Source organism: Pantoea nemavictus, from assembly GCF_037479095.1.
In the GTDB taxonomy this organism is placed as follows: Bacteria; Pseudomonadota; Gammaproteobacteria; order Enterobacterales; family Enterobacteriaceae; genus Pantoea; species Pantoea nemavictus.
In genome coordinates this window covers 668,648-680,665 of sequence record NZ_JBBGZW010000001.1, presented here as the reverse complement: position 1 = coordinate 680,665, position 12,018 = coordinate 668,648, and the positions used below count along the sequence as shown (strand labels likewise).

Here is a 12,018-nt window from a genome sequence, read left to right as displayed (position 1 = left end):
GTTTACTTAGGCTGCTGTGATACGCTGGCGGAATTCACTTTTTTCGCTCAGACAAGGAAGCACCATGGAAATGCTTTGGCTTGATTGCCATCACAGTGAACTGACGGCAAAACAACTCTATACCCTGTTGGCGCTGCGCAATCACGTCTTCATCGTGGAGCAAAACTGCCCCTATCAGGATATTGATGGACAGGATTTGGCTGCCGATAACCGCCATATTCTCGGATTTCTCGACGGCAAACTGCTGGCCTATGCGCGCGTACTGACGCCAGCGTTAGAGTCTGCGCCTGTGCTGATAGGACGCGTCATCGTCTCTGAAGAGGCTCGCGGTTTAAAGCTGGGATACCGTTTGATGGAGAAGGCGCTGGAGAGCTGCGAAAAGAATTGGCCACAGCGCGCGATTTATCTCTCAGCGCAGGCGCATCTGGAAGGTTTTTACGGTCGGTTGGGCTTTAAAGCGGTTACTGACGTATACATGGAAGATGATATTCCGCACATCGGCATGCAGAAAGCATAACGGCGAGGATCGCTCCTCGCCGTTATCATCAGCCCGGCGTCATCTGCCGGTCGTCAACATACTTACGTTGATCCGGCGGTGGCGGGAAGTACTGATAAAGCCAGGTTTCACTCAGCGTCTCATCTTTAGTACGCAGGAACAGGCGCATATCAACCGGTTTAGTTGAATCGCTGTTTGGATACCAGTCAAACAGGATGCGGTAACCGTTCAGCGGCTCGACGTAGAGAATCTCCACCTGCTTGAAGGTGCCGTCAGAAACGGTAATCACCGGCTCAATGCCTTTCGGTGCAGCGGCTTTCAGATCGCCACCGACAAAATCAATGGCAAAGCGACGGCACCACGTATCCGGGAAGTGTTCGCCAGGCGCCCAACCTTCCGGGAAGCCACCAATTCCGGTGCGTGTTGCATCGACACGTGCTAAACCACTGCGCACTGGCGGCAACTGGCTCCAGTAGAGTTTGTACTGGAAGTTGAACTCGCTGCCGGCTTTCACCGGTTCTGACGGCTGCCAGAAGCAGACGATGTTATCCAGCGTTTCACCGGTGGTAGGAATCTCCATCACATTAATGGCGCCTTTGCCCCATTTGCCAATCGGTTCCACCCACAGACTTGGACGTTTGTCGTACCAGCCAATCACATCCTGATAATTCTTGAAGTCATGATCGAGCTGCAGCAGGCCGAATCCACGCGGGTTCTCGTCTTGATAGGCGTTGAACTGCAAGCGCTGCGGGTTATTGAGCGGGCGCGCAATCCATTCACCTTCACCGGTCCACATCGCCAAACGATCGGAGTCGTGAATTTGCGGATGGTAAGTGTTGCACATGCGGCGCTCATTGGTGCCGCAGCTGAACATGCTGGTCATTGGCGCGATGCCGAGCTGGCGGATTTCATTACGGGCAAACAGGTGGTTTTCTACATCCATTACCACGCGTTTCTCTTCGCAGTGAATGGTGAACTTGTAGGCACCGGTGATGCTGGCGCCGTCCAGCAGCGCATACACGACAAATGTGGTGTCATCGGCTTTTGGCGTTTCGAACCAGAAGGCAGTGAAGTCCGGGAACTCCTCTTTGCCGTTGCTGAAGGTGTTGACCGCCACGCCGCGTGCCGACAAGCCGTACTGGAACGTCTCATCTACCGCACGGAAATAGCTGGCGCCCAGGAACGAGACGATATCGCGACGTGCCAGCTCTGGCTTTTTGAACGCACGGAAACCGGCGAAGCCGAGATCGGTTTTACCGACCAGCTGTTTGGTATCAACGTTGGCATTGTGATAGTTGAACAGCTCCGGGCGGAAGTGAATCTCGCGCGCTTCACGGCTGTCAGCATCCACCGAGAACATGCGGATGCGGCGTTTGAAACCCATCCCCACGTGGAAGAACTGCACATCAAGCTCGCGATCGGCGATGTTGTTCCACAATGAGTGATTGGCGTCGTACTGAATTTCGTTATAGGCCTGAGGAGTCAGATTGGCCAGCGTGTCGGGCAGGGGGCCGGGTGCGCCGCCCCAGGGCTGTTTTGCCAAAGCGGAGGCTTTCTTTTTCAGGGAATCGAAATCGAAGCGAACTGCGGTACCGTCGGCGATACCCTCATCGGCCCAGGCGGATTGTGCAAACAGCGTGGAGAGGCCCGTCATGCCGCTAACGGCGGAGAGGGCCATGGACGCTTTCATAAATTTTCTACGATTCATGCCGGAAATCTAATCCTTAGCTGCTCGGGTGTATTGTGGCTGTCGTGCGTGCTTCACACATGTGTGACGCTGAGCGTCAGGCTACAGGGGGTTACGACAGTCGCGAAATTAAAAAATTCAGTCTGCGGAAAATTTATCAGATTAATCAAATAAGCGAAGCAGATTTCGCGCCGCTACGCCGCTGATAACATAACTTTGCATTGAGAGCGGTGAAACTCGGTAAATTCCTGGAGGCTTGCCGCCAGCAAAAATGGAATTTAGGACTATAGTTAAACCACAACGAGTTAGGAACATGGAGGAACTACATAGTGTCATCATCAGACCAATTTGAAACCCGCCTTGACGACGATCTGGCGCTGCTAACCGAAACGCTGGAAGAAGTATTACGCGCTTCGGGTGACCCGGCCGATCAGAAATACATCGAACTGAAACTCAAAGCTGAACAAGCGCTGGAAGACGTGAAATCACGCGTTAGCCAGGCGTCAGACAGCTATTACTATCGTGCCAAAAATGCGGCCTATCGCGCCGATGATTATGTGCATGAAAAACCGTGGCAGGGGATTGGCATCGGTGCCGCCGCTGGCCTGTTTGTCGGTTTACTGCTGGCACGACGCTAAGTTCTGCCGGGCGCGACTCGCTTCGCGCCCGATTTCTGCTCTTCCTGACCCCATTCCCTACCAAATCCTCTTTTCGCATCATCCGCGATTGTGTTTCGCCTGCGCGCTTCCTACAGTAAAGCGACAGGGATAAGGAGAACGCAACGTGATACGTGTAGAAATGCTCTCAACGGGCGATGAAGTGTTACATGGGCAAATAGTTGATACCAACGCCGCATGGTTAGCCGATGTGCTGTTCCAGCACGGATTACCGATGACCAGCCGCAGCACCGTCGGTGATGCGATGACGTCGCTGATCGAAGCGCTGCAAAGCCGCAGCCAGATTGCCGACGTGCTGATTGTCAATGGCGGTTTAGGGCCGACCAGCGACGATCTCAGCGCACAGGCCGCCGCCACCGCCAGCGGTAGTGAATTAGTGATTCAACAAGCCTGGCTGGAGAAAATGGAAGCCTGGTTTGCCAGTCGCGGACGCGTTATGGCGCCGAGCAATCGCAAGCAGGCAGAAATTCCGGCAAATGCTGAGATGCTGGATAACCCGGTCGGCACCGCATGTGGCTTTGCATTGCAGCTCAATCGCTGCTGGATTTTCTTCACGCCGGGTGTACCGTCGGAATTTAAGGTGATGGTCGAGCAGGAGATCATTCCGCGTCTCAAAGCGCGCTTTGCGTTGCCTGAGCCGCCGCTGTGTTTACGCCTCACCACTTTTGGGCGCGGAGAAAGTGACATTGCCGCCGAGCTCGAGCCATTACCGCTGCCGGAAGGTGTGGTGATGGGGTATCGCTCATCAATGCCGATTATCGAGATCAAACTCACCGGGCCAGCCGATCAGCGCGTGGCGATGGAGCAGGTGTGGCAGCAGGTAAAACTGTTGCTGGCTGAATGCACTATCTTTGAGGGCACCGAAGGTTTGCCGGCGCTGCTGGCGCGCGAACTGCAGGATCGTGGCTTCCGTCTGGCGCTGAGCGAGCAGTTCACCGCAGGTTTACTTCACTGGCAATTGGCGGCCGCGGACGTAGCGCTCAGCAAGGCGGAGATCCTGCCAGCTCAGGATGAAGATCTGGAATCGCAAGTTGCGCGCACACGTGATTGGGCGCAGCAACAGGGTTGCGCGCTGGCGTTATCTGTCGGAAATCTGGAAGAGGGTGAAGTGTCAATCGCACTGCACACGCCGGAAGCGAGCTGGGGCCAACGCGTCAAGTTCATGCATGGTCGTCATAACGCAGAGACGCGACAAAAAGTGGTGGCGATGATGGCGATGAATATGCTGCGTCGCTGGCTGCACGGCAGCGAAGTCAGCACCGGACACGGCTGGATTGATGTGCTGGAAACAGTGAAACGTTGATTCGAAGGGTCGCCATTCATGGCGACCAACAACTCAAAACTCGATCTCAATCTCCCCTTTAGCGCGACAGCAGCACGGCAAAATCTCGCCTTGCTGCACAAACGCCAACGGGGTCTCCGCATAATCCACTTCGCCTTTCAGCAAGCGCAGGCGGCAAGAACCGCAATAGCCTTCACGACACTGAAACTCCACGCAAAGATTATTCGCTTCCAGCGTGGCCAGCAGATTAGGGTGATCTTCTGCGCACTCCAGCCGGGAGCCGGAGCTGCGCAGAATAACAACAGAACGACTCATAATTACAGCTGGAAACCGTCGAAATCGTCTTCGCCTACTTCAGAATCAATCTGACCGACCAAATACGAGCTCACTTCGACTTCCTGCGGTGCAACCTGCACGTTGTCCGATACCAGCCATGAATTGATCCATGGAATGGGGTTCGAACGCGTCTGGAACGGCAGGTCCAGGCCAACGGCCTGCATACGGATGTTAGTGATGTACTCGATGTACTGGCAAAGAATATCTTTATTCAGGCCGATCATCGAACCGCCGCTGAACAGATACTCTGCCCACTCTTTTTCCTGCTCGGCTGCTTTCTTGAACAGGTCGTAACATTCGTCGCGGCACTCGGCGGCAATCGCTTTCATCTCTGGATCATCTTCACCGGTACGCAGCAGGTTCAACATATGCTGGGTGCCAGTCAGGTGCAGCGCTTCGTCGCGAGCAATCAGCTTAATGATTTTGGCGTTACCTTCCATCAGCTCACGCTCGGCGAAAGCAAATGAACAGGCGAAGCTCACATAGAAGCGAATCGCTTCCAGCGCATTGACACTCATCAGGCAGATATAGAGCTGTTTTTTCAGATCGCGCAGATTAACGGTGACGGTTTTACCGTTCACCTGATGCGTGCCTTCGCCCAGCAGATGCCAGTAGCTGGTCATCTCGATCAGGTCATCGTAGTACTTCGAGATATCTTCCGCGCGCGCCAGAATCTGTTCATTGGTGACGATATCGTCAAACACCACCGCCGGATCGTTCACGATATTACGGATGATGTGGGTGTAAGAGCGCGAGTGAATGGTCTCGGAGAACGCCCAGGTTTCAATCCAGGTTTCCAGCTCAGGGATGGAAATCAGCGGCAGCAGCGCCACGTTCGGGCTACGTCCCTGAATCGAATCTAGCAGCGTTTGATACTTCAGGTTGCTGATAAAGATGTGCTTTTCATGCTCTGGCAGCGCCTGGTAATCGATACGATCGCGCGACACGTCGACTTCTTCCGGACGCCAGAAGAAGGAGAGCTGCTTCTCAATCAGCTTTTCAAAGATGTCATATTTCTGCTGATCGAAACGGGCAACGTTGACGGACTGGCCAAAGAACATCGGCTCTTTTAGCTGGTCATTTTTGTTCTGCGAGAATGTGGTGTAAGCCATTTTGAGTCCAAATGTGAAGAGGGCCGACCGTTGCCGGCCCTGACAAGATGAGATTAGATCTTACATGCGCCGCTTTCGCAGCCATCATCCTGAATGGAAGGGGCCAGATCGTCCTGTGCATCTTCCGCACCATCACGGGTGTTTTGGTAGTACAGGGTTTTCACGCCAAATTTGTAGGCGGTCAGCAGATCTTTCAGCAACTGTTTCATCGGCACTTTGCCATTGGCAAAACGGCTCGGGTCGTAGTTGGTATTCGACGAAATTGCCTGATCGATAAACTTCTGCATCACGCCAACCAGCTGCAGATAACCGTCGTTGGACGGCATTTCCCACAGCAGTTCGTACTGATCTTTCAGACGCTCATACTCTGGCACCACCTGACGCAGAATGCCGTCTTTTGATGCTTTGATGCTGATGTGTCCGCGCGGTGGTTCGATACCGTTAGTCGCGTTCGAAATCTGTGAAGAGGTTTCGGATGGCATCAGCGCAGAGAGCGTAGAGTTGCGCAGCCCGTGCGTGGTGATCGACTCACGCAGACCTTCCCAATCCAGATGCAGCGGCTCGTTGCACACCACATCGAGATCCTTTTTATAGGTATCGATTGGCAGAATGCCCTGCGAATAAGTGGTCTCTTTGAACCACGGGCAAGCACCTTGCTCTTTCGCCAGTTCGTTCGAGGCTTTCAGCAGGTAATACTGAATCGCTTCGAAGGTTTTGTGCGTCAGATTGTTGGCGCTGCCATCAGAATAACGCACGCCGTTTTTCGCCAGGTAGTAGGCGTAGTTGATCACGCCGATGCCCAGCGTACGACGGCCCATGGCGCCGCGTTGGGCTGCCGGGATGGGGTAATCCTGATAATCCAGCAGCGCATCAAGGGCACGCACTGCGAGGGTCGCCAGCTCTTCCAGATCGTCTAGGCTGTTAATCGCGCCCAGGTTGAAGGCCGACAGCGTACACAAGGCGATTTCGCCGCTTTCGTCATTTACATCGTTGAGCGGTTTGGTCGGCAGCGCGATTTCCAGGCACAGGTTCGACTGACGAACCGGCGCGATGCTCGGATCAAACGGGCTGTGGGTGTTGCAGTGATCGACGTTCTGAATGTAGATACGGCCAGTTGAAGCACGTTCCTGCATCATCAGTGAGAACAACTCAACCGCTTTCACGCGCTGCTTGCGGATGCTGTCGTCTTTCTCATATTTGGTGTACAGACGCTCGAACTCGTCCTGATCGGCGAAGAACGCGTCGTACAGGCCAGGCACGTCAGACGGGCTGAACAGGGTGATGTCTTCGCCTTTCAGCAAGCGGGTGTACATCAGCTTGTTGATCTGTACGCCGTAATCCATGTGACGCACGCGGTTGCCTTCAACGCCACGGTTGTTTTTCAGCACCAGCAGGCTTTCCACTTCCAGATGCCACATTGGGTAGAACAGCGTAGCGGCACCGCCACGCACGCCGCCCTGCGAGCAGGACTTCACTGCAGTCTGGAAATGCTTATAGAACGGAATACAGCCGGTGTGGAACGCTTCGCCGCCGCGGATTGGGCTACCCAGCGCACGGATGCGGCCAGCGTTGATGCCGATACCGGCGCGCTGTGAAACGTATTTCACAATGGCGCTGGAGGTGGCATTGATAGAGTCAAGGCTATCGCCGCACTCGATCAGCACGCAAGAGCTGAACTGACGGGTTGGGGTGCGCACGCCGGACATGATCGGCGTCGGCAACGAGATCTTGAACGTCGAGATCGCATCATAGAAGCGCTTCACGTAATCCATACGGGTTTCGCGCGGGTAGCCCGAGAACAGGCAAGCCGCCACCAGAATGTAGAGGAACTGGGCGCTTTCGTAGATTTCACCGCTGACGCGGTTCTGCACCAGATATTTCCCTTCCAGCTGCTTAACCGCGGCGTAGGAGAAATTCATGTCGCGCCAATGGTCGATGAACTCGTCCATCTGCTCGAACTCTTCGGTGCTGTAATCTTCCAGCAGATGACGGTCATATTTGCCCATCTCAACCATCTTCACCACCTGATCGTACAGCTTCGGCGGTTCAAACTGGCCGTAAGCTTTTTTACGCAGGTGGAAGATAGCCAGACGCGCGGCCAGGTACTGGTAATCTGGCGCATCACGGGAGATCAGGTCTGCGGCAGCCTTGATGATGGTCTCATGAATATCAGAGGTTCTGATGCCATCGTAGAACTGAATGTGTGAGCGCAGTTCAACCTGTGAAACTGAAACGTTGTTCAGCCCTTCGGCTGCCCAATCCAGTACACGGTGAATTTTGTCGAGATCAATGCGCTCCTGGCGGCCATCGCGTTTAGTAACGAGCAGACTTTGGTTCATGTCGCGTTTTTACCTGTCCATGCATGAATGACGTATTTATCCCCCATCTATGCACAAGGTCTATGCACAAGCCGCTCGTTGTGAGTAAGCCTGTGGATAAACACTATATATAGGGGGTGCGGGAAGTTTGAACAACAATATGGTGAGTATTCTAGTCAGCAATCTCTTCTTAACAAGAGTTGATTTTCACTAAAAAATCGTCCTTAGCGGCTGGCTAAAATCCTGGATCCGCGTGCCGCAAGGCCTGCACTTAGTGTCAACCGTTAAGCACTTTTTTTTCACTTTATGATCGGACGCGTGTTTCTTGTGCAACAACTGCGGTTCAGGAATTTTCTTAGGCCAAAAAAGCCCTGACAAGGCCGCCAGCAGCGAACTTATCTAAAATTGCTTATGAATTTTTTGTGACTTGTTCAGCCTATAAAAAAGGCCGGGGCGCGTCTAAAAGGAAATTGATCTGGATAGCAGGTCGCCCTATACGACGACCTGACAATAGCAGCGAGAATTTTCGCAGGGTACGCACTGATGCGCACCCGGCTGGTTAATCCTGACGGTGGGTATGAATCATGTAATTTACATCAACGCCACGACCGAGTCGGAACTGGTTGGTAAGTGGGTTGTAGTGCAGGCCAATCATATTTCTCTCACGCAGTGGCGTCTCATCCACCCAGTTCAGCAATTCAGCAGGGCGGATAAACTTCTTCACGTCATGGGTGCCGCGCGGCACCATGCGCAGCACGTATTCGGCGCCAAAAACCGCCAGCAGCCAGGCTTTGGGATTACGGTTAATGGTGGAGAAGAACACTTCACCACCCGGTTTTACCAGTTGCGCGCAGGCTAATACCACGGAACGCGGATCCGGTACGTGCTCCAGCATCTCCATGCAGGTCACCACATCATATTGACCGGCGTGACTTGTGGCGTGGTCTTCCACGGTTTGCTGCACGTAATTGACGCTAACGCCGCTCTCCAGCGCGTGCAAACGCGCCACTTCCAGCGGCTCCGCACCCATATCCAGGCCGGTTACCTCAGCCCCTTCGCGCGCCATGCTTTCAGCCAGAATGCCGCCGCCGCAGCCGACATCCAGCACTTTCTTACCAAACAGGCCATGGCTGTGCTGCGCAATCCAGCCAAGCCGCAGGGGATTGATACGGTGCAACGGCTTAAATTCACCTTCTAAATCCCACCAGCGGGATGCCACGGCCTCAAACTTAGCAATCTCGGCGTGGTCCACGTTCTGGCGGCTTTCCTGCGGTTGTTCACTCATTGAATCATTACTCCAGACAAAATATTCCCTCAGTATAAACGCTTAAGCGCTGTGAGCGCATCTCTGACGGCGAAGGAAAAGCGGGATTAAGCCCTGGTTTACGTTCACCGAAGGGAAGCGATGTGATATACTTTCGCACCTTTAAATCCGGGATTATGTAGAGGGATAGCGGCTCCATGAGCGACCTTGCGAGAGAAATTACACCGGTCAATATCGAAGAAGAGTTAAAAAACTCCTACCTCGATTACGCCATGTCGGTCATTGTTGGCCGAGCCTTACCCGATGTGCGTGATGGTCTGAAGCCGGTACACCGCCGTGTGCTTTTTGCCATGAGCGAACTGGGTAACGACTGGAATAAACCCTATAAAAAATCCGCCCGTGTGGTCGGTGACGTCATCGGTAAATATCACCCGCACGGCGATTCCGCGGTATACGAAAGTATTGTACGTATGGCCCAGCCGTTCTCCCTGCGCTACATGCTGGTTGACGGTCAGGGTAACTTTGGTTCGGTCGACGGCGACTCCGCTGCAGCGATGCGTTATACCGAAGTGCGTATGGCGAAGATCTCCTCGGAGCTGCTGGCTGACCTGGAAAAGGAAACCGTCGATTTCGTGCCGAACTATGACGGCACCGAGCAGATTCCTGAAGTCCTGCCAACCAAAATTCCTAACCTGCTGGTAAACGGTTCTTCCGGTATCGCGGTAGGTATGGCGACCAACATTCCGCCTCACAACCTCACGGAAGTGATCAACGGCTGTCTGGCTTTCATCGAAGATGAAGACATCACCGTTGAAGGCTTAATGGAGCACATCACCGGGCCAGACTTCCCGACGGCGGCGTTTATCAATGGTCGTCGCGGCATCGAAGAGGCTTATCGCACCGGGCGCGGCAAGATTTACATCCGCGCACGTGGCGAAGTAGAAACCGATGCCAAGACCGGCCGTGAAACCATCATCGTTCACGAACTGCCGTATCAGGTGAATAAAGCGCGCCTGATCGAGAAGATTGCTGAGCTGGTGAAAGAGAAGCGTGTTGAAGGCATCAGCGCATTGCGTGATGAATCTGACAAAGACGGCATGCGTGTTGTCATTGAGATCAAACGCGATGCGGTCGGTGAAGTGGTTCTCAACAACCTCTACTCACTGACGCAGCTGCAGGTCTCTTTCGGTATCAACATGGTGGCGCTGCATCAGGGCCAGCCGAAGATCATGACGCTGAAGGGCATCATTGAAGCCTTCGTGCGCCATCGTCGTGAAGTCGTGACGCGCCGTACCATTTTCGAACTGCGCAAAGCGCGCGATCGTGCCCACATCCTTGAAGGCCTGGCAATTGCGCTGGCGAACATCGATCCGATTATCGAACTGATTCGTCGTGCTCCAACGCCTGCGGAAGCGAAACTGGGCCTTCTGGCACAGTCGTGGGATCTCGGTAACGTTGCCGCCATGCTGGAACGTGCCGGTAACGATGCCGCGCGTCCGGAGTGGCTGGAAGCCGAGTTTGGTATCCGCGATGGTCAATATTATCTGACCGAGCAGCAAGCCCAGGCGATTCTGGATCTGCGCCTGCAGAAACTGACCGGCCTGGAGCACGAAAAACTGCTCGACGAGTACAAAGAGCTGCTGGATCAGATCGCTGAGCTGCTTTACATCCTGCAGAGCGCTGAGCGCCTGATGGAAGTGATCCGTGAAGAGCTGGAGCTGATGCGCGATCAATTCGGCGACGCACGTCGTACTGAAATCACCGCTAATAGCGCCGATATCAACATCGAAGACCTGATTAATCAGGAAGATGTGGTGGTAACGCTGTCGCATCAGGGTTATGTCAAATATCAACCGTTGACCGACTACGAAGCCCAGCGCCGCGGTGGCAAAGGCAAATCAGCCGCACGTATTAAAGAAGAAGACTTTATCGATCGTCTGCTGGTGGCCAACACCCACGACACCATTCTGTGCTTCTCAAGCCGTGGCCGTCTCTACTGGATGAAAGTCTATCAGCTGCCGGAAGCCAGCCGTGGTGCGCGCGGTCGCCCAATCGTCAACCTGTTGCCGCTGGAAGCCAACGAACGTATCACCGCCATCCTGCCGGTGCGTGAATACACGGAAGGCTTCAACATCTTCATGGCAACCGCTAGCGGTACCGTGAAGAAAACGGCGCTGCAGGAGTTCAGCCGTCCGCGTAGCGCGGGCATCATCGCCATCAACCTGCGTGAGGATGATGAGCTGATTGGTGTGGCATTAACCAACGGTAGCGACGAAGCGATGCTGTTCTCTGCCGCCGGTAAAGTGGTGCGCTTCGCTGAAACTGCAGTACGTGCGATGGGCCGTTCGGCCTCTGGCGTACGCGGTATCAAGCTCTCCGCCAACGACAAAGTGGTGTCGCTGATTGTGCCACGTGAAGAGGGCGCGATCCTCACCGTGACGCAGAACGGTTACGGTAAACGTACCGCCAACAGCGAGTATCCAACCAAGTCGCGTGCGACGCAGGGCGTCATCTCGATTAAAGTCACCGAACGTAACGGCCCGGTTATCGGCGCGGTACAGGTGGTGGACGGCGATCAGATTATGATGATCACCGATGCCGGTACGCTGGTGCGTACCCGCGTGTCGGAAGTCAGCGTGGTTGGCCGTAACACCCAAGGCGTGATTCTGATCCGTACCGCGGAAGATGAAAACGTTGTGGGTCTGCAACGTGTTGCTGAGCCGGTGGAAGAGGAAGAACTCGACGCCATCGACGGCAGCGTAGCGGAAGGCGAAGAAGATATCGCGCCGGAAGTGGACAGCGATGACGAAGCGCCGGAAGCGGACGACGAAGAGTAATCCGTAAGG

At 54.4% G+C, this 12,018-nt stretch carries 9 protein-coding genes; 4 read left to right on the top strand and 5 right to left on the bottom strand.

Annotation, left to right across the window (positions count from 1 at the left end):
• Positions 1-64 precede the first annotated feature (64 nt).
• Positions 65-517: a GNAT family N-acetyltransferase gene (locus tag WH298_RS03115; RefSeq protein ID WP_180822204.1), complete on the top strand. Its 453-nt coding sequence runs from the start codon at positions 65-67 to the stop codon at positions 515-517.
• A 28-nt stretch (positions 518-545) separates the two neighbouring features.
• On the opposite strand, the gene WH298_RS03110 is transcribed toward WH298_RS03115, so the two are convergent.
• Complete coding sequence (locus WH298_RS03110; protein ID WP_049852884.1) at positions 546-2,204, bottom strand: glucan biosynthesis protein D; 1,659 nt, start codon at positions 2,202-2,204, stop codon at positions 546-548.
• A 308-nt stretch (positions 2,205-2,512) separates the two neighbouring features.
• Between WH298_RS03110 and elaB the strand changes: the two genes are divergently transcribed.
• Positions 2,513-2,821 carry a stress response protein ElaB gene (elaB, locus tag WH298_RS03105; RefSeq protein WP_007889349.1) on the top strand — a complete coding sequence of 103 codons (309 nt, stop codon included), beginning with the start codon at positions 2,513-2,515 and terminating at the stop codon, positions 2,819-2,821.
• 145 nt (positions 2,822-2,966) lie between these two features.
• Entirely contained in the window at positions 2,967-4,163 is a 1,197-nt protein-coding gene (locus tag WH298_RS03100) for a nicotinamide mononucleotide deamidase-related protein YfaY (protein ID WP_180822203.1), read from the top strand.
• Positions 4,164-4,196: 33 nt separating this feature from the next.
• On the opposite strand, the gene yfaE is transcribed toward WH298_RS03100, so the two are convergent.
• From yfaE to ubiG, 4 genes are all read right to left on the bottom strand, one after another.
• Entirely contained in the window at positions 4,197-4,457 is a 261-nt protein-coding gene (yfaE, locus tag WH298_RS03095) for a class I ribonucleotide reductase maintenance protein YfaE (RefSeq protein WP_007889353.1), read from the bottom strand.
• A gap of 2 nt (positions 4,458-4,459) precedes the next feature.
• Positions 4,460-5,590, bottom strand: a complete 1,131-nt coding sequence (gene nrdB / locus WH298_RS03090; protein WP_007889356.1) for a class Ia ribonucleoside-diphosphate reductase subunit beta — start codon at positions 5,588-5,590, stop codon at positions 4,460-4,462.
• A gap of 53 nt (positions 5,591-5,643) precedes the next feature.
• Positions 5,644-7,929, bottom strand: a complete 2,286-nt coding sequence (gene nrdA, locus WH298_RS03085; RefSeq protein ID WP_007889359.1) for a class 1a ribonucleoside-diphosphate reductase subunit alpha — start codon at positions 7,927-7,929, stop codon at positions 5,644-5,646.
• A 538-nt stretch (positions 7,930-8,467) separates the two neighbouring features.
• Entirely contained in the window at positions 8,468-9,193 is a 726-nt protein-coding gene (gene ubiG / locus WH298_RS03080; RefSeq protein ID WP_049852882.1) for a bifunctional 2-polyprenyl-6-hydroxyphenol methylase/3-demethylubiquinol 3-O-methyltransferase UbiG, read from the bottom strand.
• 176 nt (positions 9,194-9,369) lie between these two features.
• Between ubiG and gyrA the strand changes: the two genes are divergently transcribed.
• Entirely contained in the window at positions 9,370-12,009 is a 2,640-nt protein-coding gene (gene gyrA, locus WH298_RS03075; RefSeq protein ID WP_049852881.1) for a DNA topoisomerase (ATP-hydrolyzing) subunit A, read from the top strand.
• The last annotated feature ends 9 nt before the right edge of the window (positions 12,010-12,018 follow it).